The organism is Endozoicomonas sp. ALD040 (genome assembly GCF_049275945.1).
Lineage (GTDB): Bacteria > Pseudomonadota > Gammaproteobacteria > Pseudomonadales > Endozoicomonadaceae > Endozoicomonas_A.
Genome location: NZ_CP184829.1, coordinates 6,022,809 through 6,047,628, shown reverse-complemented (window position 1 = coordinate 6,047,628; position 24,820 = coordinate 6,022,809). Strand labels below are relative to the sequence as shown.

Sequence of the window (24,820 nt, the reverse complement as noted above, 5' to 3'; positions counted from 1 at the left end):
GGCTAACATTCAGCTATTTCAAATGGGCTACAAGACCCCCTCTGATTCTCAGACCATGACGATTCTCCATCTGCTGTCGGGCCTAACCTGCTGGACCAGGTGCAGTCCGGAACGGGAAGGGCAAAGAATCCTGTTTGCCAATAAAGCAGAAATTGATGCCGAATCAATAGGTCGCATCGAAATCTATGACAGTGACTCGACTGTGGATATACCTGAGGGTGTGCCGCGCGAGAAAAGGCAGGGCAAGAAAAAGTCGGGTGAGAAAAAGCAGAAAGCCGGGGGACGCATGAAAAGAAGGAGTGATCACTACCTTTGCCCTTGCTCGATGAAACTACGAAACTTCTACCTTGAAATGTTCTGTTTTGTAGAGGTTTTTTTCAAAGGAAGATATATCCGGGGGTTTGCGTTTTCCCAGTCTGGAGCTATAACGACAGTTGCGCCATCTAGTTCGTAAGTTTCTTGTTTCAAGCAACTAGCAACTGTTGAGGGAAACGCTATGTCTGCAAGCCATTCCCCGGGTGTCGGTGAGCCATGTGCGGTAAGAGGCTCGGTCCTGTCCTACCGGGACGACCCCTTCCAGTCGCCGCTGGAAGAGTGTGTCGTCCACGAGCCCGACGGTGTGATAGTGATGCAGGACGGAAAGATCTCAGCTTTTGGTCCTGCTGATCAGGTCCTGCCCTCTTTGCCCGAGGGCATAGAAGTCACTAACTACAGAGATTCCCTGATTGTCCCCGGTTTCATTGACTGCCACGTGCACTACCCGCAGACGGAAATCATTGGTGCGTATGGCAAGCAGTTGCTCGACTGGCTGAATAAATACACCTTTGTTGCCGAGCAAAACTTCAGGGACAAGGCGCATGCCCTGGAAGTCGCGAAAGTGTTCCTGCAAGAGGGTTTGCGCAGTGGCACGACCACCTCCTGTGTCTTCTGCACCGTAGACCCGGTGTCGGTGGATGCTTTCTTCGAGGAATCCGAGAAGCTGGGGATGCGCAATATCGCAGGTAAGGTGTTGATGGACCGCAACGCGCCCCCGGAACTGATGGACACGGCGCAGAACGGCTACGACCAGACCAAGGAACTGATCGCCCGATGGCATAACAGGGGGCGCAGCCTCTACTGTGTTACGCCGCGTTTCGCTCCAACCAGTACTCCTGAGCAGATGGAGATGACCGGGGCTGTATGGAAAGAGCACCCCGGTACTTATTTGCAAAGCCATGTGTCGGAGAATCTGGGCGAGATTGAGTGGGTCAGGGAACTGTACCCAGCGCGTACCGGGTATCTGGACGTATACCACTATTACGGGCAGCTGGGTGAGCGCAGCATTCTTGGCCACGGTGTCCATTTGACTGAAGAGGAATTTCAGATCCTGCACGATACCGGAACGGCGATTTCCCACTGCCCAACTTCCAACCTGTTCCTGGGCAGTGGCCTGTTCAGCGTGGAAACTGCCATGGACAGCAAGCGGCCGATTCGGGTCGGTTTGGCAACTGACCTCGGTGCTGGCACCAATTTCTCCCAGTTAGTCACCATGAACGAGGCTTACAAGGTCGCGCAAATGGGTGGTTATTCCCTGAGTGCCCATCACGCTTATTACCTGGCAACCCGTGGCGCTGCCAATGCCCTGTACCTTGATGACAAGATCGGCAGCATTGCGGTCGGGATGGAGGCAGACATTGCGGTGTTGGATCTAAAGGCAACCCCGTTGATGGATTATCGCCTGAAGTACGCAAACGACCTGGACGAGGTTTTGTTTGTGCTCATGACACTGGGCGATGATCGCACTGCACGTGCGACCTACGTCAACGGCAATTGCGTGTACCAGCGAGTAGCCAGTGAGACACAAGCATGACATGAAATGAAATAGCTCTCCATCAAACCTGGCCAGACAGGAGTATCAGCATGAGTAGGCAAAGCACCCTGGGTGGCGGACAGGCCTGGATCAACTGGCTACTGGCAACCGCTTTTGTCGTTTTTGTTTTCACCTTCCAGACGGGCTATGCCATCACCAGCGTGGGCATGCAGGAAGATCTTTCGCTGACGGTGGCCCAGGTGGGTTTGATTGGCTCTATCTATACCTGGGCATTTGCCGTGGTGCAGTTCTCCAGTGGCTCTATCCTGGATCGCTTCGGCATTCGCTGGGTCTTGCCCATCGCAGCGGGCTTTGTCTCGGTCGGGGGGTTAATTTTTGCCAATGCGGATGGCCCCAAAGTATTGGTATTGGGGCAGGTGCTGATGGCCTTGGGTGCATCCTTCGGCTTTGTCGGGGCCGGCTTTACCGGAGGGAGCTGGTTCGGTGCTGCCAAGTACGGAATTATGTTCTGCTGGGTACAGTTTGTGGCGTCCGCCGCAGCAATTATTGGCCAGCGTGTGCTGGGCAGCCTGGTACAGGAATTACCCTGGAACACCGTATTGAATGGCCTTGCACTGGGCGGAACAGCTCTGACGGCAGTTATGTTTATCGTGATGCGAGATCCGACACGGAAGGACCAGCACCTCATTCCCTGGGAGGGGGGACGTAAATTCCTGCACGATGTGGTGCATGCGATCAACGAGGTGGCATCCATCCCGGACAGTTGGATCAACGCTCTCATTGGTGGTGCGACTTTCGGTACCATGCTGTCTATGGGGGTGGTTTGGGGTCCCAAGTACCTGATGGTCGCGGGTATGGGGCAGACTGACGCGTTTTTCACCAGCTCAATGATGTGGGGTGGACTCGCACTGGGCGCGCCGGTTTGGGGTTGGCTCTCAGACACTTTCCGTAGCCGCAGGAAAACCATGTTCATTGGCTGCTTTCTCCAGCTACTCACCATTCTATTCATTCTGTTAAATCCCTCCATGTCACCGCAACAAGCGAATATCTTCTTCTTCGCCTGGGGATGGATGGCTGGTGCGTCCATGCTGAACTTTCCGATTGCTGCGGAGTTGGTGGAGCCACACCTCATTGGCACCTCGGCCGCCGTTGTGAATGCGGTGCAGTTCATTGTGGGCGGTATCATCATGGCAATTCCTGGTCGGGTCCTGTCGGGCTCAGGGCTGGTGGCGCGGATAGCTGATATAGAAGGAGATGCCGCGCAAACCGTCGTCAACTATCAATGGGCCCTGGTGTGTATTCCGCTAATCCTGGCTCTGGCGTGTTTCCTATTCCTGTTCCTGCGAGAGACTTACCCCCACGAAAGCCAGGCCTAGCAGCCTGCCGTCCTCGCTACGGGCGCTATTCTCGGTCAGGCTCCTAGTCAGGGTGTTTAATGCCAGAGCGGCCGTTGCGGTAGATTATTCAATGAACAAAAGAATCAGCAATTGCGTTGCGATTAACCTGTTGAGTTTTAACCTGTCGCAGGGGGTGGCAAAGTCCGGATATTTGATTACCAGTCCAATGAAGTGCAGCACCACTTCGTTCGCTATGAGATACCGTTTCTGAATGAGCCCAAGGAAGAGAATGGCTATGTGTGAACCAGCGTAAAGACGGCTGGCTAGCTATGAACTTTTTTATCCGTTGACTGTCCAAGGACATAGTTTTTCAAGAATGTTATGTTGTTATGAGTTACGGATTAGCACTAACAAACTTTGCTCCGGCCAGTTTGGGCGCTTCGGGCAGAGAGGGATTGCAGCCATCACAGTATGGTACCTCAGGTGCAAAGACCCATGAGGCAACAACAAAGAGTTCATCTACCTTAGACCCGAATGCTGCATTTTTCACAAAAAGCGCACTGTCTCAGAATGATATGGGTACTCTGACATACTTTTTTTTAGACATCCCTTGTCGTAGAGTAATGAGCTCTCTATCAGACAGGGGAAAGCCGGGCGGAATACTTTAATCAGATTCAGGAAGTTTGCTCAATTCCTGTCTGATAAGTGATGCAGAATCGGTAGTGGAACTTTGGGCGATCGCTTTATCCAATCATAATTAACGGGTGTGTTCATGCAGGAACGAGGGCAAGTTGCAGCCTGGGGTATCATTACCACGGTGCTCCTGATTCATTTAACCATGGCATCCGGAGTGCCACTGGGTGTTGATGAAGCTCACTATGCACTTTATGCCCTTCATCCGGCCCTGAGTTATTTTGATCATCCACCTATGGTGGGCTGGTTACAACTTCTGGTAGCACCGCTGGGGTACGATGAATTTACAGTCAGGCTTGTCCCTGCGATTCTTTATGCGTTAAGCAGTTATCTGGCATTCAGGGTCAGCAGGATACTTTTTCCTGATGGTCCGGTCTGGATCGGACTGGTGGCAGTCTTTCTGATCAATACGGCACCTATTCTGCAGCTGATGGGGTGGGGGCTGGTACCTGATCTGCCCCTGATGGTCTTTGGTCTCTTGTCGCTGGAATTGATTTACCGCATCCACCATGACAATTGTTTACCTTATTGGCTGGCTCTGGGTATCGTCTTTGGTTTGGCGGGGTTGAGCAAATATACGGCGGTATTCCTGCCCCTGGGCATGATACTTTTCATGATTCAGTATCAGGGACTGAGATGGCTTCGACAGGCCGGTCCATGGTTGGCAGCTTCGATAGCACTGGTGTTGATTTCTCCTGTACTCCTCTGGAATGCTGACAACGATTGGGCATCTCTGGCTTACCAGTTTAATCGTGGTGTCGGGGTTGAGGAGTGGTCATTAAAAGAAGCTCTGGTCATGCAATTGGCGCAAATGCTTCTCTATTCCTTACTGGCTTATGTTGCCGCCATAGCGGCGATTTTTTCACTGATCAGGAAACGAATCCCGGAGCGCCACAGGGCATCTTCCTGGCTGATTATCTGGAGTGCTGTGCCGTTACTGGCTGTGACCAGCTGGTCTGCCGGTGATGGCACAGTGTTGCCTAACTGGCCAGCCCTGGGTTGGACACTACTGGCGCCTTTGTCGGCCTATTGGATCTGCCATGGCTGGTCCCGTTTGTGGGTGAAAGGTCTGGTTGTTTTTTCTTCCATCCTGTCACTGGGACTGATTGGCTTTGTGTTTTTCTTTCTGGCCTTTATGCCTCTTTCTACTTTCCCTTTCATGACCTCAGCCATCAAAGACCTGGTGGGTTGGAAAGCAGCGGCTGAACAGGCGCAGTTATTGAAGCAGAAGTGGCAGAAAGAAGCAGGAATAGAATCGGTTCTGATGGTGGATAACTGGACCAAGGCCAGTCGCATAGCCTGGTATGCCTACCCTGAACCCGTGCAACTGCTGACCGATCGATTAACCCAGTTTGATTTCTGGCACGGCAAACCAGAATCCGGTAGTTATGGTCTGCTGGTACGCGATAAGAAATCAGCCCCTGAGAGTGGCCGCCTTAAAATACAGAACTTTTCCTGCATACTGGTCGATGAGACAGAATCCGGGCTGGACACTATTACGGTTAATCGATTCCAGTTTTATCGGTGTCAGGTCGCTCAGTAACTGAGGTTTTATTTAAAGCCTCATCCCTGGTCTATTGATGGGGTTTTTGTGCTTTTCTGTACGGCTTGCCTTTAACATTGATTTCATCAGTTTTTTTATTCTGTCTTTGCATATTCTTCTGTTTGCTGTAACTTGGTTTTTAGTGTTGGATAAATTCATCTGTTCATGATGAATCATCATTTTTATCGCTGAAAGCTGTTTTGACAGGGTTTCGAGGTTATATAAGGAATGTCCGATTTGCTCGGAGTCGATTCTGGCCGGTCTCGCTCAACAATCTATAAAGCCAGCTGCTTTCTGTTTCCCTTCGTGGCGCTGTTTTCAGTCACAGCGGTCAATCATTCAGTTTTTTATCAGGTCAATGACTGGGGTGTTGAGTCGCCCGCTGCTGTTTTTTGGGTGTTATTAACCAACCTGGGGGATGGCTTTTTCCTGTTTCCTCTGGCTATGTTGTTGTTTTATAAAAAGCCGGACAAACAGCTGGCGATTATTTTTACCATGTTGGTGGGTGACTTTTTATTGAGTGGTGGTAAAGCACTTCTTCCCTTCTCACGTCCGGTCGGCGAGCTGGGGCTTGAAGCCGTTAATGTCCTGGGGCCTGTTTTAAAAACAGATACCATGCCTTCGGGGCATACCGGTACGGTTTTTCTTTTGGTTGGACTTTCGTTTCTTTATTTGAATTCACTCACTCAATACCTGCTTCTTTCGATTGCAATTCTTTCTGCAATCTCACGCATTGTTGTCGGGGCTCATTGGCCGTTTGATATTTTTCTGGGCGCCTGGGTGGGTATTCTTGCTGCTGTGACAGGGGACTTCCTCGCCAGTAAAGTGGCATCTGGCCTTAAGAGTCGGATGGTCTTTATTCTTCTGGGTTTGTTGTGCGTGGCTGTATTGCCATTCTACGACAATGGATTCCGCTCTTATAAAGTGATTATGTATTTACAATTTGTACTTGCGTTGCTGGCTCTGGTTTTATCCGCTCACTGTATGTTCTCTCTTTATCAGGACGAGCTGGAAGCTCGCATGAAACAATCAGGAACCCTGTTGAACAAGCTATTTATGACAGGGCAGAGACTGACCAAGTTCGGCATGGTAGGAACCAGTGGATTCTTGGTGGATATGGGTTTTTACACTCTCTCAGTGCAGTGGCTGGGAGTGCCTCACTTGCTGGCAAGAGGCGGTTCCTATTGGGTCGCTGCCAGCTGGAACTGGTTCTGGAATCGTACTTTTACTTTTTCCCATGTCCCCAAAGAGAAAAAACTGAAACAGTGGAGTAAATATCTGACTATGTGTATGGTCAGTTTTATCCCCAACTGGGGAACTTATTATTTATTAACGTCCTTTGTACCTTTCTTTACGGAATACAAACAGCTGGCACTGATATCCGGTGTTTTGGCGGGCATGTTATTTAATTTCACCATAGCAACGGTATTTGTTTTTTCAGGACAAAAGTCCAATGTAGCTAAGGGGGCCAACCTGTGAAAGTAGATACTATGCGATGGGTTGATCATTATGTGGGTGTTCCACTCTGTCTTCTTTTAAAACTGGTTTTCTGGCCTTTTGACTGGATTCATAAGGGGCAGAAGACGGTTTCTAACAATGTACTGTTGATTGAGTTGTCTGAAATGGGCAGTGCTATTCTGGCTGACCCTTCCATGCGCTGGCTGAAGGGACAGGGCAAAACCCTGCATTTTGTCATTTTTGAGAAAAATGCGACCAGCCTGCAGTTATTAAATACCATTCATCGGGACAACATTTTCCTGATTAAACCGGATAATTTATTCAGCCTGGCAATCAGTAGCCTTAAATTCCTGATCTGGTGTCGGAAAAAGAAAATTGATACGGTGATTGATCTGGAGTTGTTCTCACGTTTTACAGCCATTCTGAGTCGACTCTGCGGTGCCAGCAATCGGACAGGTTTTGATCGGGTTCATGAAGAGGGTCTGTACCGGGGTAATTACTTAACTAACCCGGTGATGTATAACCCATACAGCCATATTTCGAAAAACTTTATGACTCTGGTGAGGGCTTCTCAAAATACACCTTATCAGCCTTATCAGAAAGAGCTATTTGATGAGTCAATTCAACTGGCCAGAGCAGAAGTAAGCAGTGATCTGAGATCATCGGTGATCACCAAGCTGAAATCGCTTTATGTCGGTTTTGAACCGGGTGTTCAGCGTCTGGTGCTTGTGAACCCTAATGCCAGTGACCTGCTCCCCCAGAGACGATGGATGAAAGATCGTTACGTTGACGTTATTCGGACTTTGCTGGCCGAGTACTCAGATATTCTGGTGGTCATTACCGGTGCTCCGGCAGAACGTCCAGAAGCTGAAATTCTCAGACAGCGGGTGAAACATGAACGCTGTCTCAACAGTGCCGGTGCTTTTGAGTTTAAGGAGCTGGTTCCCCTTTACTCTCTCTCTGAACTGATGTTGTCCAATGATTCCGGACCTCCTCATTTTGCTTCCGTCACAGAACTGAAAACCTTCGTGATATTCGGCCCGGAAACACCCGCACTTTACGGTGCCCTCGGGAATTCAACTCCGATCTATGCCGGATTGCCCTGTTCGCCCTGTGTCAGTGCCGCGAATCACAGGAAGACCAGTTGCAACGATAACCAATGTCTGAAAGCCATTGACTCCCGACAAGTACTGGATTTACTCAGGCCAGTGCTGGATAACAGCCTGATCTTGAAAGCAGGTTAGGGTTCGGGAGAAAGGATTCTCTAATTGCAACCGGTCATTACCAGAGCATGTGTTACACTAAATTTTAATAAAGTATCTTTTTCGATTATCGACGAGAGTTCAAGGATGAACCTGACAACAAGGATTCTTCGCTCACGCAAGGAAAAGCGTTATTCCCAACAAGTTTTGGCTGATCTGATCGGTGTCTCCCGAAGTGCTCTGGCTCAATGGGAAACCGAAATGAGCAGTCCCAGTCTTGAAAATCTCCGCAAAATGGCTGAGCTTCTGGAAGTTTCATTTGAATGGTTGGCGACAGGCAGGGGGAATCAGTATCTGACTTCACCTGCAGATACCATCTGCGACACTCAAGTCGATGATGAGATCATTCGCAGCCTGAACAGAATGAACCTGAAGAAAAAGCGGGCCATTCTTAATGTCATGAGAGCCATGGGGTGATCGGCTTCAGAAGCTCATATTCTCACTTCATATGCTCGGAGGTGAGTTGTTAAAAAGTTAATTTTATTTCCGTTTTTTGCCGTTGCAGCCACAGGTGCAAATGCCAAAGTGACATTTGAAGGCTCATTGGGTGTCTTAAGTGGAGAGGCGACCGAGTTAGTCTATATCGACGGGGAACGAGCCAGCCAACTCGATTGGGAAACTTACAATGCCCCTGTTATCAAGCTAGGTGCAATTTGGGATTTAGACCCAAGATGGACATTTAATGCAGACTACTGGATGACACTGACGCACGGCAATGGCTATTTGACAGATAGGGACTGGGAGTCAGGAATAGCTGAACCATCTGACATATCAAAACACCCTCACACAAAAACAACCAAGGCCTCTGCAATAGATCTAAGTGCTTCTTATTGGCTGCTTTCAAAAAGCGATTATAAAGTAGGCGTTACTGGCGGCCTGTTTGGTCAAAAAATGCACTATGAGGCACGTGGAGGTTCATATAATTACGATTTCGGTGAGGATGTAGGTACTATACCTCATGACACTCTTGGAGTTTCATACCAGCAAATATTTTTAACGTTATATCTGGGGTTGAGTGGAGACTACAGAGTCGGAAAATCTCAGTATGGTGCCCAAATAAAATGGAGCCCTCTGGTTAAAGCTGAAGATTTCGATACGCACCATCTTATAGATACGACTTATGACGGCAAAGGTAGTGGCCATTCAACTTACGGCTCTTTATCGTTTAATTACGCCTATCAACTAAGTCCGAGGATGAAAATTTACAGTGAATATACTTTCACAAAATTTTCTGAGAAAAACATTAATCTCAAGATCGATGATGGTTCTGAAACATTCTATTTGAAAGACGGAGGCGGAGCAGCCAACGAAAGTTCATTAATATCGGTTGGACTAAAGTACAGCTTCTGATAGCTTGTATACTTGCTTGATAAAAGGCGCTGAAAAGCGCCTTTTCAATAACCATGCATCAAACAACTATTTTTGGCTGCAATGAAAGAGGCTCACTGAAGACCTGTCAGAACAAAAGCCTTATTGGCATTGTCCAGACAGGTCCTCTCCATTTTGCTTTGATCGAGCCGGTTTGGGTAGTGACGCGGTAGACAACTTTGTGTTGTCTGGTTATTTCACCACTTCCCGCAGTTTGTTTCCCGGTTTGAATTGCGGCAATTTACAGGCGGGTATATGAATTTCCTGGCCTGTTTGCGGGTTCCTTCCCTTGCGCGCCGCTCGATCCACCACTGAAAAAGTTCCAAACCCGATCAGCTGCACAATATCCCCTTTTGCAAGGGTATCCTGGGTATTTTGAATGAAGGCATTGACGGCCTGCTCCGCCTTGTTCTTTGAAAGGTTGGATTGCTCTGCGACCTTTTCAACAAGTTCTTTCTTGTTCATAGCGCGTCTCGACAATGATTACCTGTGGGTGAGAAGGAATACCCACCCGGAGCAACTCTGGATGGGCGACGGGCATCTCTGGTATCAGACGTACTCAGGATGAAGGATAGAGGCCATATTGCTGTTCCTCATAATTCACAACCAGAAGCGGCTGATGTGTGGGGTCCGGATAGTTGATGGTGCAAGCCGGATCATCGACGGACCGACAATTGCAATGGCTGTCGCTGGTATCCTGTTTATGGCGGATGAATATCTGGTCAATCAGATCTTTTCTGCCTGCCTGCTTCAGGGTACAGAGCAGGGCAGGCAGTTCCGGGGCGCTGACATAATTTGCGTAATCAATAGTGGTGGTCAGGGCAGGGCTTTGCAGAAGTTCGTGAGCCGTGTGCAGCCTTATGGGGAATACAGGCTGGTGACTGGTGGAAATATCCGACAGTTCCCTCTGAAAAACGGGTCTGGTTCGATCAACGACGATCTGAGCTCCGAACTGTCTGGCAGACATTCCAGTGTCAGGGTCTTCAACCCCATGTGTTGTGATAGGGGTTACTACTGAATCTTCGTTGGCCATCAGTTTCCTCAGCAAATTCAATGCGGCGTTTTACAAAATTGGAAGCCGCCTAATCAGGAATTAAGACCGATGGATTCCAGTTTTGGTCACAGGCTGTCTGTTCTTGGTCAGTTTCCTACTATTCAGGCTTCTCTCAGAGCAGAACGACGGATCGGCTTAAGCAAGTAATCCGGAACCGATATTCTTCTGTGGAAGTGCCAACGCTGGTCTGCATTCCAGAAATAATCGGTAACGGGTTCTCGGAAGTGCCCGGATGGTTTTTTTTCGTTCTAACCCGAACAATATAGAAGCTCTTGCCGTTTTCGTCCCGAATCGTGTCGGCACTGACGTGTTCCACTGTGCTTTGGAGGCTACCATAAATGACAAAAATATAGGCAGTCACCTTGACAATGGCATTGAGCCAAGCCTGATAAGAGCAATGTATCCGGGGCCTATCCGTACCTTAATCCTATGAAGCTACTTTCTCGCTGCCTGACGGGCCTGACAGAAAGTAGCACTCAGGAATCTGGTCAGGCTTCCAGCTCACGCTCCAGCGGCAGCATGTGGTGTCTGGATTGAACCGCAAGCAGGTCACAGTCGATATTGCTGGCCAACTTCTCAGCCGTATTGCCCAGGGTCAGTCCACTGAGGCCTGAACGGGCATTGGTGCCCATGATCAGCAGTGATACCGCCAGCTCACGGGTCAGGTCCGGAATCATGGCCTCCGCTGGTGCAGTGATCAGGTGGATAGCGTCCTCGGTAATCCCGTAATCTTTGGCAAAATGCTGACAATTCTGAAGGTAACGCTCCTCATTGGTCTGACCGTCACCCTTGTCGGATACTGCCAGCATTATGGTGGGGTAGGCAGAAGCCAGATGCAGCTGTGCATCAAAATAGTCTCTGACCACTCTGGCATTTTCCATGATGGCCTTATTCAGCTGTTGATGGTCGGCATCTCCGGGATCGGCCTTAATGGCCGCGAGCATAGGCTCATTTTCCCACGGACGATCATGACGAACCAGAAGGACCGGAACCCGGCTTTTTCTCAGTAAAGCCCAATCTGTAGGCGTAGAGAAAGGCTTTTCCATAAAGCTTTCCTGCCGGAAATCCTTGATAACCAGATGACTGCGTTCCATCTGTCTGACATGGATAATGGTGTCGAGAAGGTTATTTCGCCACGACTCCTGACTGGTGACTTCTATACCGTCGGCCTCGACATTTTTGCTAAGTGTAGAGAGTACCTCAGCAGACGTTGCGTCAGGTTTGGGGTTCGGAGCCAGAATATGAAGACTGCAATGGGCTGCCCTGGCCAGTTGGGTGGCTCGATTGAGTGCGACATGACGGGCTTTGCGAGTATCAACAATAACGAGTATTCGTTGTATTCCTTGCATGGCCTGCTCCTTTATACCTTAAGAATTTCTATAACCCTGAGGGGGTCTAACTCTAACTGTTTTTTTTATAGACTAATGGGATCGAACTGAATAGCCCGATGAGGAAAAATGATCTGCATTAATATCGTTAACTTGTTAATCAGAAATTTGTGACGATGGCTCTATTAACAGGCATCAACCCATGACAGCATTCAGCTTTAAAGGTAAGGTAGTGCCGGAATTTTTACCCTTATTCAAACTTAATCAGGGTCGTTTACCAGGACCTGGTTGTTTGGATTTTGTTGCTAAGAGACATAGAAATAATGAGTGACCAGAGCCTGACCGAACTTTTTCCTGAACTGGATGCTTTTTTACCCTGTGTGACGCCAGATGAATGGATTGCAGAAGCGCTGAAAAATCAGGATATTCTGCTGATTGATCACGCTAATTGTGAAAAAAAAGCGGCTTCCACTGCCTTGAACCTGATGTATCGCTACACCGGGCATTTTCAGTTGCTCAACAAAATGTCGCGCCTGGCTCGTGAGGAGTTGAGGCATTTTGAACAAGTTCTGGCCATTATCAAAAAACGGGATATTCCTTATGGAACCCTGTCAGCTTCACGTTATGCCGGAGCGCTAAGAAAGCACGTAAGAACCTGGGAGCCCGCTCGAATGGTGGACACCTTGATTATTGGTGCTTACATTGAAGCCCGCTCCTGTGAACGATTTCACAAGCTGGCCCCATATCTTGATGATGAGCTGAAGAAGTTTTACCTGTCACTGCTCAAGTCGGAAGGTCGACATTTCAAAGATTACCTGACTCTGGCAGAAAGTCTTTCAGAAGAATCCATAGAAGAGCGAGTGGCTTTTTTTGCCAAAGTAGAACGGGAAGCCATTGAGTCCGCTGATGAAACCTTCCGTTTTCACAGTGGCGTTCCGGCCACTGCCTGAAATGTAGCCAATCAGGGAATGGTAGATCAGCTTCGTAGTCTATAATCGAATACTTAGTGGGTTTACCCTGTGCTGTAAATTTTTTATTTATCTCAATAGCTGTTGCGTAAAGTGCTTTCAACTGACTCTATTCTTACGGCTTCTCATCTCTGATTTCCCACCTTCATTCTGATTCAGTTTGACTGGGATACTGGTTTTCGGGAGATATGCAATGCCCCTGCTGAAAAGAAAATCACTGCTGCTGATCGTTTTTTTTTCTGGAGCTGGACAGTTATTTTCCAGTTCTTCTCTATCGATTCTTGACCGAGAGGGTCCGTCGAATAGTTTCAATGCTCTGATACGAGAGGTCAGGCCAAACTTATGGGGGAACTGGGGGCTGGATCTTGCCATTAAGCCGGGTGCGATCGGTGTGATTGATACTGATACTGGAATATTTCATTCTGCAGGGCAGCAGATTTCCAAAATCTCTGTGGACTCCGGTGACATTTCTGAAGAGCTGAAAATATCGACTTCTCATGTTAAAGGTCCTCAGGTAGCCTCATTTCCAATGAATGATCAGTCATCAAAAGCGAGTGTAAATACGGACCTTAAATGGCAGTTCAGCAAACGAGGAGCGATGATGGCTCAATGGTATCTGGTAAAGGAGCACAGTTTGAAGGAGCCATTTCGGGTTATCAATGAGAATATGGATTTCTTGAAATCAGTCGCTGCAGATATGGAGATGTATGATCCTGGAGCCGATGCCATTTCCCAGGGGTTTGGAGTGGTAACCAGTGTGCTTCTGGCAAAAAGCGGGATGAATGTTGCGTCACTCTCAGACTCTTCCCAGTGGAGTATTACCGGCAAGGCCAGCAATTTACAGAGCATGCTGGGGCATGGTTCTGCAAAGGCATCATACTCCAGCGCCGGGGGTGATACTGATGTAATCAGCACTATCTGGCCCAGTCAACCAAACACCACAACTGAAGATCTTGTTCCTGTTGCATACACCTTTGCGTCGGTTAGTGGCAAGCAGGTCATTCCTTACTGGATGGAAGAGATTGAAGCTTTTCAAATCATCTTCGAAAACAAGGGGAGTTACTTTATCAAGGCAACCTTAAAATTCCAGACTCCGGAAGGTGAGAAGGAGCTGCATCAGGATATTGTTGGTTTTATGACCAGAACTATGGAGGGTATTCCATTGAATGCAACAGAACTGGCCCTGAAAATGGAGTTTGTTGATGCAATACCCAGCACCACAGAATTCTATCATTGGGATACGCCGCTGGGCAGGTGGTCTTCAGGGAAAAGACATGTCGAGATTAACGGGTGGTGGCCATGGCAGCCTTCATTTGTTGTTCGGGAGGATCATATGACTACAACGTCAATGGGAATCCTGAAGGACGAATGATAATCCATAAGAAGCCATCATCGCTATTGGAAGATGGATAGATAGCAGTAGGTGCCGGGTCGGTATTATCTCAACTTACAGGAGTGGCTCGATACAGAAAGCGTCCATTTTCAGTCCTGATTCGTCACAGGTCAGCACCCAACCCTGCCGGTCCCAATCGCCAAGTACAATCCGTTTTCCGGTACCTGAAGCCAGTTCGACTTCATGGGTATCCGGGCGATGAGTGTGACCATGAATCAGCGTTTTGACTTGATACTTGTCCATTACCCGAACCACCTCCTCCGGAGTGACATCCATGATGGCCAGAGACTTCGTGGATTTGGCTTTTTTGCTGTTGCTGCGTAATTTTTGAGCCAGTTTTTTCCGGTAACTCCGTGGAGTGAGGCGAAGTATGCCCAGAACCAGAGGGTTGCGGATAATCTTGCGGTAGCGAAGGTATTGCGTGTCACCCGTGCAGAGCAGGTCACCGTGCATCAGCAGAACCGTCTCGCCATTCAGATCAATGACGCAGGGGTCATTGAGCCAGGTGGCTCCGGTCATTCTCAGGAAATCCTTGCCGATGGCAAAGTCACGATTACCTGCCATCACAAACAGTGGCTTGCCTGAATCAGAGTAGGCTTTGAGTTGACGGGCTATGTCATGATGAAAGGGTTCCATGGCGTCGTCGCCCACCCAGTATTCAAAGAAATCGCCCAGAATGTAAAGAGCATCTGATTGAGAAGCCTGCTCCTGCATGAAAGAAGTGAACGCCCGGACAATGTCCGGGCGTTCGGGTGTCAGATGCAGGTCAGAAATGAACTGTATGTTCATTCAATCGGCTTCCTATTCGACGACAGCAGACTCAATCAACACGTCATCTTCAGGAACATCCTGATGACCGGCCCGGAAGGTGGTTTTAGCCGCCTTGATCTTGTTCACAATATCCATACCTTCAGTGACCTGACCAAATACGCAATAGCCCCAGCCATCCGGCGTCTTGGAGGTGTGGTTAAGGAAATGGTTGTCAGAAACATTGATAAAGAATTGCGATGAAGCTGAATGTGGGTCCATCGTCCTGGCCATGGCAATAGTGCCAATGGTGTTTTTCAGGCCGTTGTCTGCTTCGTTTTCGATAGGTGTCTGTGTCTCTTTTTGAAGCATACCTGGCTCAAAACCACCGCCCTGGATCATAAAACCATCAATGACCCTGTGGAAGATGGTACCGTCAAAGTGGCCACTCTTTACATATTCCAGAAAGTTAGCCACAGTTTTGGGGGCTTTTTCAGCGTCCAGTTCCAGTTTGATATCGCCAAAATTGGTGTGCAGTACAACCATAGGGTTACCGTAATCTCTGTTCAGATGATCCGCGAACGGAAAACCTCCAATTCTAGGTGGTTATGAGACAGGTGTAAAAGGTCAGAGTGGAATAAACAGCGATGGGTGACTTAATCAAGCTGCTTGAGATGCAGGAAACTATTTACAGAAACCGCAAGCCAAAAGTCGGTCTGACCTGTACCCTTCGATGGGAAAATGTTAGTCTCAGGCGTTAACCAAACAGCCATGGGCGATTGAAAAGTCTATTATCGCTCTGGATGGCAAAAGATTTTTTTACGGTAAAATAATGCATTCCCTCTAGAGCATGGGCGGGTCAGATCCTGAACGGTCTGATGTCTCCGGGCTTCTGTATCAGAGAGGGCTTTCTCTTCCAAGACGCTGGTTGCAATGAGCACAACAGACACTTCATCCAACAAACCATCAAAATCCGGTAATTTCCTTGAGCAGATCATTGAAAAGGATCTGGCTGCAGGTCTGGTTCAATCGGTTCAGACCCGATTTCCGCCGGAGCCCAACGGCTTTCTGCATATTGGACACGCCACCTCCATCTGTCTGAACTTTGGATTGGCTGAGCAATTCAATGGCCAATGTAACCTGAGGTTTGATGATACCAATCCCGAAAAAGAGGAGCAGATGTATGTCGATGCCATTCAGGAAGATGTTCGCTGGTTGGGTTTCAAGTGGAGCGGAGAGGTTCGCTATGCTTCCAGCTACTTTGATCAGTTTTACGAATGGGCTCTCTACCTGATCAAAGAAGGTAAGGCCTATGTGGATCATCAGGACGCCGAGTCCATGGCTAAAAACCGGGGTGACTTTAATACCCCCGGCGTTGAAACGGAATGCCGCAAGCGGTCTGTAGAAGAGAATCTGGCAGAGTTTGAAAAGATGCGTGCCGGTGAGTATGAAGAAGGTCAGTGCAGCCTGAGGGCCAGGATTGATCTACAGAACCCCAACATGAATATGCGTGATCCGATTCTTTACCGTATCCGCAAGGTGCCTCACCACCAGACGGGTGATAAGTGGTGTATCTATCCAAGCTATGACTTTGCCCATGGTCAGGAAGATGCCATTGAAGGGGTAACGCACTCGATCTGTACACTCGAATTTCAGGACCACCGTCCGTTATACGACTGGTTTATCGAGAACCTGCCGGTGCCATCAAGGCCGAGACAATTCGAGTTTGCCAGAACGAACCTGAACTACACCGTCACCAGCAAGCGAAAACTGAAGCGACTGGTGGATGAAGGTATCGTAGAAGGGTGGGACGACCCCCGTATGCCTACCGTGTCCGGTATGCGTCGGCGTGGGTACACACCGGCTTCTATTCGCAAATTCTCCGATATGGTGGGCGTCAGTCGTTCCGATGGTATTGCTGATGTTTCCATGCTGGAGCATGCGATCCGTGACGATCTGAACAACAACGCAGCACGTGCCATGGCGGTTATCAATCCGCTGAAAGTCGTGATTACCAACCTGCCTGAAGGCGAGGTACAGGAAATGACCGCAGCGGCACACCCTAACAAGCCTGAGTTGGGTGAGCGTAAACTGCCGTTTACACGTGAACTGTATATTGATCGTTCAGATTTTACTGAAGACACCACTCTGTCACGCAAAAAATTCAAGCGACTGGTGTCGGGTGAGTACGTGCGCCTGCGCAGTGCCTATGTCATCAAATCAGACCAGGTAATTAAAGATGAGCAGGGCAAAATCACTGAGATTCACTGCAGCTATGTACCCGGTACAGTGGGAGAAAACCCTCCTGAAGGTATTAAACCTCGTGGTGTGATTCATTGGGTGTCAGCGAGCCATGGCAAGCAGGCAGAAATCCGTAAGTACGATCGCCTGTTTAATAACCCTGCTCCAGACAAGGGTGATGAAGACTTTATGGCTCATGTGAATCCGTCTTCCCTGGAAGTGGTGACAGGCTGGGTTGAACCCTCTCTGGTAGAAGCGAAGCCGGAACAGGGCTTTCAGTTCGAGAGGGAAGGGTATTTTGTCGCCGATCGACGTGAACACTGTTCTGAAAAACCCGTGTTCAATATGACGATTGGTCTCAAGGATACCTGGGCCAGTAAAGTCTGACGAGTGGAATCAAGCTCTCCCATTTCAGGGAGAGCATACAGCCTGGATCATCGGGCTACAGGACAAAGAACGTGTTGCAGATATACAACTCCCTGACCAGAACCAAAGAAGCCTTTAAACCACTGAATGAAAATCATGTGCGGATGTACGTCTGTGGTATGACAGTTTATGACCTGTGCCATATTGGTCATGCCAGAACGGTTACGGCTTTTGATGTGGTCTCCCGTTACCTGAGAGCTAAAGGCTACAACCTGACTTACATTCGCAATATCACTGATATTGATGACAAGATCATTCGTCGCGCCACTGATAATGGTGAAACTATTGACGTGCTGACAGATCGTATGATCGCCGCCATGCGTGAAGACTTTAAACGTCTCGGCAATCTGGAGCCTGATCAGGAACCCAGGGCGACCGAGCACGTGGAAGGTATGATCGAAATGATCAGTGACCTGGTTGAGAAAGGCTTTGCCTATGCACCGGGCAATGGCGACGTTTACTTCCGGGTTCGCAAATTCGATGGCTATGGCAAGCTGTCTGGAAAAATTCTGAAAGAACTGGAAGCCGGTGCCCGTATCGAAGTCGATGAGCAGAAAGAAGACCCTATGGACTTTGTGCTCTGGAAGGGAGCTAAAGAAGGTGAGCCAAGTTGGGCCTCACCCTGGGGTAATGGCCGTCCTGGCTGGCATATAGAGTGCTCGGTTATGGGTAAGTGCTGCCTGGGAGAAACCTTTGATATTCACGGCGGCGGTTCAGATCTCAAGTTCCCTCATCATGAAAACGAGATTGCCCAGAGTGAAGCGGCCAACGGTCAGACCTTCGTGAATACCTGGATGCACTCAGGTGCCATTCGCATTGATAATGTGAAAATGTCCAAGAGCCTGGGTAACTTCTTTACGATTCGTGAGGTGCTGGATAAGTACCCGGACGAAGTCGTGCGTTATTTCCTGATTTCCAGTCATTACCGCAGTCCGGTTAATTACTCGGAAGATAGTCTGAAAGAGGCGTCTATTCGCCTTGAGCGTCTATACACTGCACTGAAAGGACTGGATGTGGCTGGTGTCACTGCGGCTGAAGGCACTCGTTTTGAAGAAAAGTTCATGGCTTCCATGGATGACGACTTTAATACACCGGAAGCATTGGCGTCCCTGTTTGAACTGGTACGTGAGCTGAATACCATTCGTGCCGAAGATGAGCAGAAAGCCATGCCGCTGGCAGCTTTGCTGGTCAAACTGGGTGGCATCCTGGGTATACTGCAAGGTGATGCCGAGTCTTTCCTGAAGTCCGGAGCCGATGTCGATGAAGCCTGGATTGAAGCAATGATTCAGAAGCGCAAAGATGCCAAGAAGGCTCGTGACTTTGCTGAAGCGGATCGTATCCGTGAGGAGCTGGCCAGTCAGGGTATTATCCTGCAGGACCGTCGGGAAGGAACCACCTGGCGTATTGAGCGCTGATAGACTTTTCAGGACCTGGAGTCTTCAGGTCCTGCCAAACCTCAAGAATTTTTACTCCTGTTGCCAAAAATTAAGCCCTAATATCTGCCCTTCAATGAAAAATACTGGCACAATGTCGCTCAATAGAACCTGTTTACTCATCCAACCAGAATGCCATTGAGCCAAGGGATATGTGCTTGTCTGCTGTTTCGGCAGATTTAACTCTCAGGGCGGTAGCGTGCTTCTTGTATTTTGCGACAAGGGCTTTTTACTGTATGAGCACACGGGTTTGTCATATCAATGTAGATCCGGTTGTCTTTTTGTTAAAGAAACCGTCAGCTTGATTTTAAAGCTATAGCCCCTCACTCTCAGAGTTTTGTCTGCTTCAGTCATAAAAGCAGATGGCATGGTAAACTCAATAACTGTTATTTTGTACAGTATTATTGAAGAAAATACCAAAAATGCAAATAACTCACTTGCGGCCTATTCGGGACGGTAGGTAGAACAGCTCGTAGTCTGTTGATAATTAATGACTTTTTGACGGATTGAAAAAACGGGATATATCTCGAGTGCGTTGATTTTCTCTGATTTGGGGGGATGTGGCGCGTGTGAGTGTAATATCTGATATCACTCGTTTGAGTTTTAATAGCTGTTATGTTTTCAAAGTAAACCTATGACTACAATCGTAAAAATAATTGGTGCGCTGGCAATCATTGCTGCTGCATCAGGCCTCTGGATGACTTTCTTTACAGAGCTTTCTGGTCCAGGTGGCAAAACTGCGTTAGCAAGTATGTACACATTCCAATTAATCATTAGTTCGTTTCTAATTTATGGAGCACACCTTAAAAAAGTAGGCAGTGATCTTGCTCAAAAAGTATATCCGTCAAGCATTGCAGCCATGGCGTTATATACAGCATTTGCTTATCGGTGGTTTAGCCATGGAATATAAACATAACAAGGCCAGCCAGCATCGCTCCCTGCGGTCGCTGGACCTCGTTTCACTCGGCCGCTGCTGGCGGCGTTAGCAGGCAGCAATAGTAGAGAGTTTCTGGTTGTGAAAAGACCAGTTTTCAAAAAGAGTTTTTGGGTTCACTATCTATGGTGGGTTTCGAGTTAGAACCTCCCAGCAAAAAGACACTGTTACACTAACTTTTCAGTAGTTCTCAGCAGTTCATGTCTGCTGGTGTGAAGTCTGTCGCTGAAAAATCTGCGGTGTATCGTTGGGCATGTCAGCGTTGGTTTTCAGTTTATCGGTACTTTTTGCTCAGTGGCCCTATGCCAGTTCAAAGTTGCATCAGCTTCTTTATCGCCTGGAAGCTTTTAAATATCAGAGATTGTGCGCTTCAATCAGTTCAGCAAGAAAGCTGCTAAACCTCTACATCATTCACCATTTGCCCTTGCGGGTGGGCTGCCATGCTAACAAGTTGCTGGTGTCGCCCCTAAAGGGGCTGGGACACCGCTGTGCGGCGCCCCACAGCATGGCGTTATGGTGATAAGATAGTGCAATCAACAAAAGAATTAATCGAAGGAAGTAATAAAAGATGATTCGTAATTTTTACACTTGTGATAATGAAGTTGAACACAACAGTCACGACGGTAATGGCTCTATAGAAATTTATCGGGCATTTAGACGCAAGGATTTTAATGGCGCATGGGATTTTGCAATTCGTGTTGTTATGCCTACTGGAAGCTCAATGGGTGAGCATAGTCATGCAAATGACGAAGAGATGTATATCATCTTAAAAGGTGAAGGTACAATGACAATCGACGGCAAAGAAAGACGAGTTTCTACCGGAGATATGATCGTCAACAAACCATATGGATGCCATAGTTTGGTGAATGACTCATCCGAAGAAATTGAACTCCTAATAATTCAAGCGAGCCTTAAATAATTTTTACTGAGGGAACTAAAAAGTCAATGCAGAGTACTATAGCCCTACTCATCATTAGCACAGTGCAATGAAATCACCATAACAAGCGGGTCGAGTACGTTTCGCCCTAAAGGGCTCCACCCGACGCGCCTTCGGCGCGCGGCTCACCCAGGCGTTAGCAGGCAGCAATAATAGAGAGTTTCTGGTTGTGAAAAGACCAGTTTTCAAAAAGAGTTTTTGGGTTCACTGTCTATGGTGGGTTTCGAGTTAGAACCTCCCAGCAAAAAGACACTGTTACACTAACTTTTCAGTAGTTCTCAGCAGTTCATGTCTGCTGGTGTGAAGTCTGTCGCTGAAAAATCTGCGGTGTATCGTTGGGCATGTCAGCGTTGGTTTTCAGTTTATCGGTACTTTTTGCTCAGTGGCCCTATGCCAGTTCAAAGTTGCATCAGCTTCTTTATCGCCTGGAAGCTTTTAAATATCAGAGATTGTGCGCTTCAATCAGTTCAGCAAGAAAGCTGCTAAACCTCTGCATCATTCACCATTTGCCCTTGCGGGTGGGCTGCCATGCTAACAAGTTGCTGGTGTCGCCCCTAAAGGGGCTGGGACGCCGCTGTGCGGCGCCCCACAGCATGGCGTTATGCGTCTACATCAATTCAGGAGTAAAAATGCCTTTACCAGAATCACTTCAAGGCGATAGATGGACAGAGTACACAGCAAGAACAGTTCTACCATTGATTGTTTGGTGTGCAAAAAATGGTAAAACAATAACTTATGGGCAACTGGATCAAGAAATAATAAGTAGAGGTTGGGGACACCATGTTCTTCCTGTTCAATATGGCTATCCTGCTGGAGCTATTGGAGAAGCACTAATTGAAACAGAAGAAGAATGGGAAGAGTCGATTCCCCCTTTAAACGCAATAATTGTAAATGCTAAAACTGGTCTTCCTGGTAAAGGAGTAAATTATTATGTTGAGAGATACTCAGAGCCAGATGAGTATATTCTCAATATGTCATTAGATGATAAGCAAGCCCTGATAGAAGAAGTACATTCGGATATTTTTGCTTATGAATACTGGGATGATGTTCTAGAACTTTATGAGTTAGAGCCACTGGATGGAGCCTTTGCACCTGAAGGTGATGAAGATGAAATCTGTCCTCCATCAAAAGGGGGATGGTCAGATTGCAATGAAAGTGATGAACACAAGAATCTCAAAGAATACGTTTCTGAAAACCCAGAAGAGATAGAGTTAGAAAATATAATATCCACTGAACAAGAGTATTTATTTGCTTCTGGTGATCGAGCCGATATTGTATTCAGCACAGACCATAATATATACGCTGTAGAAGTAAAATCAATTCGGTCAAATAAAGATGATCTCAATCGTGGTATCTTTCAATGTATAAAGTATCAGGCTTTATTACGGGCAGAACAAAGAGCTTTAGGTAAGCCTCCAACAGCAAGAGCAATGCTAGTAACGGAAAGAGAGCTACCATTGTCTCTTCAAAATCTTGCAGATACATTGAGTATTTATTGCTATGTAATCGCAGTAAACGACGCATAACAAATGCTTCCAGTTCGTGGCTTCGCCACCCGACGCCGCTTGCGGCGGCGCGGCTGAAGCAGGCGTTAATGGTTACGTAATCAAACAATGACTACATTATTTGGCTTATTTACGTTCTTTGTTGGAATCTACTTCTATTACTCCCTAGCTGTGACTCTTAGAATGGCAATTGATTATGGTGGTAATCAAGTTCTTGGTTTTCATGCAAAATCCGAGATATCACTACTAGCAAATATGGCATTCATTAAGAGGTTGTTAATGGTAGATAGATCTTCACCGGAATCATCCCAGTTTGTAAAAACAGCTAAGAGCCAACTAATCAAGGCATGGTTACTTTCGTTAGTTGGTCTGGCAATAGTATTCACAGGGTCTGCCGCCAATGTCCATTAACAAGGCCAAGCACTTATGCACGCTGCGCGTGCCGGACTCGCAACAAGTTGCTCGCCCGTGTTGGCGGCGTTAGCAGGCAGCAATAATCGAGAATTTCTGGTTGTGAAAAGACCAGTTTTCAAAAAGAGTTTTTGGGTTCACTGTCTATGGTGGGTTTCGAGTTAGAACCTCCCAGCAAAAAGACACTGTTACACTAACTTTTCAGTAGTTCTCAGCAGTACATGTCTGCTGGTGTGAAGTCTGTCGCTGAAAAATCTGCGGTGTATCGTTGGGCATGTCAGCGTTGGTTTTCAGTTTATCGGTACTTTTTGCTCAGTGGCCCTATGCCAGTTCAAAGTTGCATCAGCTTCTTTATCGCCTGGAAGCTTTTAAATATCAGAGATTGTGCGCTTCAATCAGTTCAGCAAGAAAGCTGCTAATCCTCTGCATCATTCACCATTTGCCCTTGCGGATGGGCTGCCATGCTAACAAGTTGCTGGTGTCGCCCTTAAAGGGGCAGGGACGCCGCTGTGCGGCGCCCCACAGCATGGCGTTATGTGCTCAAGCATGCAAATTCACCAATAATAAGAACTAAGAATTCTGCTTTATGAATGAGGAAGTAAAAGCATCATATATCATTGCAACTGCGCCTGTAGTTGAAAAGATGCTTGAGGGCTATCTAACTTATAATCAAGCAACTAGCTATATATTTTGGTTATCGTTCATTATCTTTGTGTACTTCACATTCAGCCCTCAAACTTCAATAAAAAAAATCAGATCTGCTCTTGATAATCGACTAAAAAAAAGAAAATCATTAGGTTACTTATGGCTAGGAGTCCTGATTATATTATTTATATCTATTAGCACAAAACCAGTGCATCCAATGAGATATGACGAAATGCCTGAATTTCAAGGAACATATGCATGGTTTCAAACAGGAGGAAAAAGCCGTATTTCCTCGATATATCTACGAAAAAATGACAGAAAGTTTATTTTCAAATTTCATCACCTCTCAAGTGAAATAACAGAGCAAATAAAAAATCTAAATAAAGGTGATATTGTTTCATTACGCATTCACTTAGAAAAAGATGATTTTCAGGTAAAACCATATGTAACTGAAATAAATATTAATGGTGTAAAATCATACTTATTAAAGTCAACTTACCAAGAAAGATTTGAAAGATATAAAGACCGGAATAAATATATATTATTTTGGCTCATCTGCATTGTTATTATATCTTTTTATATTTTTAGAAAGTTGCCAAAAACAAACAAAACCACCGAGTAATCCGCACATAACAAGTGGGTGGAATACGTTCCGCCCTAAAGGGCTCCACCCGACGCGCCTTCGGCGCGCGGTTCACCCAGGCGTTATAAGGCATAGTCGAAGAATGTTGAAAACGGAAAGATTATTGCTTCGTCAATGGTCAGAGAATGATTTTCTCCCATTCGCTGAAATGTGCGGAGACAAAGAAGTAATGGAGCATTTTCCAAAACTCCAAACTCAAGAGGAAAGCTTCGAAATGGGGAGAAAAATCTTGTCCCTTATCAATGAACGAGGCTGGGGTTTCTGGGCAGTAGAGGTTCCTAATCAGCATATATTTATTGGCTTTGTTGGTTTGCATACACCAACAAATAAAATGCCGTTTTCGCCTTGCGTAGAAATCGGTTGGCGGTTATCAAAACATTATTGGGGCAAAGGCTACGCAACCGAGGCTGCCAAAGAAGCACTAAAATATGCGTTCAATACGTTAAATCTAAATGAGGTGGTCTCATTTACCACATTAGCCAATGATCGCTCCAAAGCCGTTATGCAAAAAATCGGCATGCACAACAGCAACCAAAAATTTATGCACCCAGACATTGAAGTTTCGCATCCGCAATGTGAGCATGTGTTATACAAAATTAGTAAATCAACATGGCAGCAAAATGCCTTATAACAAGTGGCGGCAATTCGCACCCTTCGGGTGCCGGACTCAGCACTGCGTGCTTC

At 47.2% G+C, this 24,820-nt stretch carries 23 protein-coding genes; 18 read left to right on the top strand and 5 right to left on the bottom strand.

The window, feature by feature from the left end; all coding sequences use genetic code 11:
• The first annotated feature begins 22 nt into the window (after positions 1-22).
• The 8 genes from ACOJUN_RS21995 to ACOJUN_RS21960 all read left to right on the top strand — a co-directional run bounded on the left by ACOJUN_RS21995 (position 23) and on the right by ACOJUN_RS21960 (position 9,453).
• Positions 23-454 carry a DbpA RNA binding domain-containing protein gene (locus ACOJUN_RS21995; protein WP_422133997.1) on the top strand — a complete coding sequence of 144 codons (432 nt, stop codon included), beginning with the start codon at positions 23-25 and terminating at the stop codon, positions 452-454.
• 42 nt (positions 455-496) lie between these two features.
• A complete protein-coding gene (guaD, locus tag ACOJUN_RS21990) occupies positions 497-1,849 on the top strand; it encodes a guanine deaminase (protein WP_422133996.1) in 1,353 nt (450 codons plus the stop codon).
• 50 nt (positions 1,850-1,899) lie between these two features.
• Entirely contained in the window at positions 1,900-3,186 is a 1,287-nt protein-coding gene (locus tag ACOJUN_RS21985; RefSeq protein WP_422133995.1) for an MFS transporter, read from the top strand.
• Between the two features lie 733 nt (positions 3,187-3,919).
• A complete protein-coding gene (locus ACOJUN_RS21980; protein ID WP_422133994.1) occupies positions 3,920-5,383 on the top strand; it encodes a glycosyltransferase family 39 protein in 1,464 nt (487 codons plus the stop codon).
• A gap of 228 nt (positions 5,384-5,611) precedes the next feature.
• On the top strand, positions 5,612-6,862 hold the full coding sequence (locus tag ACOJUN_RS21975; protein ID WP_422133993.1) for a GtrA family protein: 1,251 nt from the start codon (positions 5,612-5,614) through the stop codon (positions 6,860-6,862).
• Entirely contained in the window at positions 6,859-8,085 is a 1,227-nt protein-coding gene (locus tag ACOJUN_RS21970; protein ID WP_422133992.1) for a glycosyltransferase family 9 protein, read from the top strand. Before ACOJUN_RS21975 ends, ACOJUN_RS21970 begins: the two co-directional genes overlap by 4 nt.
• Before the next feature lie 105 nt (positions 8,086-8,190).
• The gene (locus ACOJUN_RS21965) at positions 8,191-8,520 is read left to right on the top strand and encodes a helix-turn-helix domain-containing protein (RefSeq protein WP_422133991.1); all 330 of its coding nucleotides are present in this window, start codon (positions 8,191-8,193) and stop codon (positions 8,518-8,520) included.
• Positions 8,521-8,628: 108 nt separating this feature from the next.
• A complete protein-coding gene (locus ACOJUN_RS21960; RefSeq protein ID WP_422133990.1) occupies positions 8,629-9,453 on the top strand; it encodes an omptin family outer membrane protease in 825 nt (274 codons plus the stop codon).
• Between the two features lie 210 nt (positions 9,454-9,663).
• On the opposite strand, the gene ACOJUN_RS21955 is transcribed toward ACOJUN_RS21960, so the two are convergent.
• The 3 genes from ACOJUN_RS21955 to ACOJUN_RS21945 form a co-directional block, all read right to left on the bottom strand.
• Positions 9,664-9,936 (bottom strand): HU family DNA-binding protein, encoded by a 273-nt coding sequence (locus ACOJUN_RS21955; RefSeq protein ID WP_257254590.1) that lies wholly within the window; start codon positions 9,934-9,936, stop codon positions 9,664-9,666.
• Positions 9,937-10,030: 94 nt separating this feature from the next.
• Positions 10,031-10,504, bottom strand: coding sequence for a hypothetical protein (locus ACOJUN_RS21950; protein WP_422133989.1), 474 nt, complete (start codon positions 10,502-10,504; stop codon positions 10,031-10,033).
• 509 nt (positions 10,505-11,013) lie between these two features.
• Entirely contained in the window at positions 11,014-11,874 is an 861-nt protein-coding gene (locus tag ACOJUN_RS21945) for a universal stress protein (RefSeq protein ID WP_422133988.1), read from the bottom strand.
• Between the two features lie 302 nt (positions 11,875-12,176).
• Between ACOJUN_RS21945 and ACOJUN_RS21940 the strand changes: the two genes are divergently transcribed.
• Together ACOJUN_RS21940 and ACOJUN_RS21935 are read left to right on the top strand one after the other, a co-directional pair.
• On the top strand, positions 12,177-12,803 hold the full coding sequence (locus ACOJUN_RS21940) for a tRNA-(ms[2]io[6]A)-hydroxylase (protein WP_422133987.1): 627 nt from the start codon (positions 12,177-12,179) through the stop codon (positions 12,801-12,803).
• A 211-nt stretch (positions 12,804-13,014) separates the two neighbouring features.
• The gene (locus tag ACOJUN_RS21935; RefSeq protein WP_422133986.1) at positions 13,015-14,193 is read left to right on the top strand and encodes a hypothetical protein; all 1,179 of its coding nucleotides are present in this window, start codon (positions 13,015-13,017) and stop codon (positions 14,191-14,193) included.
• Between the two features lie 75 nt (positions 14,194-14,268).
• Here the strand turns inward: ACOJUN_RS21935 and ACOJUN_RS21930 are convergent, their stop codons facing one another.
• Together ACOJUN_RS21930 and ACOJUN_RS21925 are read right to left on the bottom strand one after the other, a co-directional pair.
• Positions 14,269-15,003 (bottom strand): UDP-2,3-diacylglucosamine diphosphatase, encoded by a 735-nt coding sequence (locus ACOJUN_RS21930; RefSeq protein WP_422133985.1) that lies wholly within the window; start codon positions 15,001-15,003, stop codon positions 14,269-14,271.
• A 12-nt stretch (positions 15,004-15,015) separates the two neighbouring features.
• On the bottom strand, positions 15,016-15,507 hold the full coding sequence (locus tag ACOJUN_RS21925; RefSeq protein WP_422133984.1) for a peptidylprolyl isomerase: 492 nt from the start codon (positions 15,505-15,507) through the stop codon (positions 15,016-15,018).
• A gap of 387 nt (positions 15,508-15,894) precedes the next feature.
• Here ACOJUN_RS21925 and ACOJUN_RS21920 point away from each other — a divergent pair, with 387 nt between their 5' ends.
• From ACOJUN_RS21920 to ACOJUN_RS21885, 8 genes are all read left to right on the top strand, one after another.
• Positions 15,895-17,589, top strand: a complete 1,695-nt coding sequence (locus ACOJUN_RS21920; RefSeq protein WP_422133983.1) for a glutamine--tRNA ligase/YqeY domain fusion protein — start codon at positions 15,895-15,897, stop codon at positions 17,587-17,589.
• Positions 17,590-17,663: 74 nt separating this feature from the next.
• Positions 17,664-19,043 carry a cysteine--tRNA ligase gene (cysS, locus tag ACOJUN_RS21915; RefSeq protein WP_422137115.1) on the top strand — a complete coding sequence of 460 codons (1,380 nt, stop codon included), beginning with the start codon at positions 17,664-17,666 and terminating at the stop codon, positions 19,041-19,043.
• A gap of 652 nt (positions 19,044-19,695) precedes the next feature.
• Complete coding sequence (locus ACOJUN_RS21910; protein WP_422133982.1) at positions 19,696-19,971, top strand: hypothetical protein; 276 nt, start codon at positions 19,696-19,698, stop codon at positions 19,969-19,971.
• Between the two features lie 592 nt (positions 19,972-20,563).
• The gene (locus ACOJUN_RS21905; protein WP_422133981.1) at positions 20,564-20,914 is read left to right on the top strand and encodes a cupin domain-containing protein; all 351 of its coding nucleotides are present in this window, start codon (positions 20,564-20,566) and stop codon (positions 20,912-20,914) included.
• A gap of 647 nt (positions 20,915-21,561) precedes the next feature.
• On the top strand, positions 21,562-22,458 hold the full coding sequence (locus ACOJUN_RS21900) for a hypothetical protein (protein ID WP_422133980.1): 897 nt from the start codon (positions 21,562-21,564) through the stop codon (positions 22,456-22,458).
• Between the two features lie 87 nt (positions 22,459-22,545).
• Positions 22,546-22,848, top strand: coding sequence for a hypothetical protein (locus tag ACOJUN_RS21895; protein WP_422133979.1), 303 nt, complete (start codon positions 22,546-22,548; stop codon positions 22,846-22,848).
• A 586-nt stretch (positions 22,849-23,434) separates the two neighbouring features.
• The gene (locus ACOJUN_RS21890; protein WP_422133978.1) at positions 23,435-24,115 is read left to right on the top strand and encodes a hypothetical protein; all 681 of its coding nucleotides are present in this window, start codon (positions 23,435-23,437) and stop codon (positions 24,113-24,115) included.
• A gap of 103 nt (positions 24,116-24,218) precedes the next feature.
• Positions 24,219-24,767, top strand: coding sequence for a GNAT family N-acetyltransferase (locus tag ACOJUN_RS21885; protein ID WP_422133977.1), 549 nt, complete (start codon positions 24,219-24,221; stop codon positions 24,765-24,767).
• The last annotated feature ends 53 nt before the right edge of the window (positions 24,768-24,820 follow it).

Excerpts from the sequence above, each read along its gene's own strand:
- ACOJUN_RS21940 (WP_422133987.1), top strand. The coding sequence starts at position 12,177 with ATGAGTGACCAGAGCCTGACCGAACTTTTTCCTGAACTGGATGCTTTT.
- ACOJUN_RS21905 (WP_422133981.1), top strand. The coding sequence starts at position 20,564 with ATGATTCGTAATTTTTACACTTGTGATAATGAAGTTGAACACAACAGT.
- ACOJUN_RS21925 (WP_422133984.1), bottom strand. The coding sequence starts at position 15,507 with ATGGTTGTACTGCACACCAATTTTGGCGATATCAAACTGGAACTGGAC.
- ACOJUN_RS21890 (WP_422133978.1), top strand. The coding sequence starts at position 23,435 with ATGAATGAGGAAGTAAAAGCATCATATATCATTGCAACTGCGCCTGTA.
- ACOJUN_RS21980 (WP_422133994.1), top strand. The coding sequence starts at position 3,920 with ATGCAGGAACGAGGGCAAGTTGCAGCCTGGGGTATCATTACCACGGTG.
- ACOJUN_RS21950 (WP_422133989.1), bottom strand. The coding sequence starts at position 10,504 with ATGGCCAACGAAGATTCAGTAGTAACCCCTATCACAACACATGGGGTT.
- ACOJUN_RS21910 (WP_422133982.1), top strand. The coding sequence starts at position 19,696 with ATGACTACAATCGTAAAAATAATTGGTGCGCTGGCAATCATTGCTGCT.
- ACOJUN_RS21885 (WP_422133977.1), top strand. The coding sequence starts at position 24,219 with ATGTTGAAAACGGAAAGATTATTGCTTCGTCAATGGTCAGAGAATGAT.
- ACOJUN_RS21985 (WP_422133995.1), top strand. The coding sequence starts at position 1,900 with ATGAGTAGGCAAAGCACCCTGGGTGGCGGACAGGCCTGGATCAACTGG.
- ACOJUN_RS21930 (WP_422133985.1), bottom strand. The coding sequence starts at position 15,003 with ATGAACATACAGTTCATTTCTGACCTGCATCTGACACCCGAACGCCCG.
- ACOJUN_RS21995 (WP_422133997.1), top strand. The coding sequence starts at position 23 with ATGGGCTACAAGACCCCCTCTGATTCTCAGACCATGACGATTCTCCAT.
- ACOJUN_RS21965 (WP_422133991.1), top strand. The coding sequence starts at position 8,191 with ATGAACCTGACAACAAGGATTCTTCGCTCACGCAAGGAAAAGCGTTAT.
- ACOJUN_RS21955 (WP_257254590.1), bottom strand. The coding sequence starts at position 9,936 with ATGAACAAGAAAGAACTTGTTGAAAAGGTCGCAGAGCAATCCAACCTT.
- guaD (WP_422133996.1), top strand. The coding sequence starts at position 497 with ATGTCTGCAAGCCATTCCCCGGGTGTCGGTGAGCCATGTGCGGTAAGA.
- ACOJUN_RS21900 (WP_422133980.1), top strand. The coding sequence starts at position 21,562 with ATGCCTTTACCAGAATCACTTCAAGGCGATAGATGGACAGAGTACACA.
- ACOJUN_RS21935 (WP_422133986.1), top strand. The coding sequence starts at position 13,015 with ATGCCCCTGCTGAAAAGAAAATCACTGCTGCTGATCGTTTTTTTTTCT.
- ACOJUN_RS21895 (WP_422133979.1), top strand. The coding sequence starts at position 22,546 with ATGACTACATTATTTGGCTTATTTACGTTCTTTGTTGGAATCTACTTC.
- ACOJUN_RS21945 (WP_422133988.1), bottom strand. The coding sequence starts at position 11,874 with ATGCAAGGAATACAACGAATACTCGTTATTGTTGATACTCGCAAAGCC.
- ACOJUN_RS21975 (WP_422133993.1), top strand. The coding sequence starts at position 5,612 with ATGTCCGATTTGCTCGGAGTCGATTCTGGCCGGTCTCGCTCAACAATC.
- ACOJUN_RS21920 (WP_422133983.1), top strand. The coding sequence starts at position 15,895 with ATGAGCACAACAGACACTTCATCCAACAAACCATCAAAATCCGGTAAT.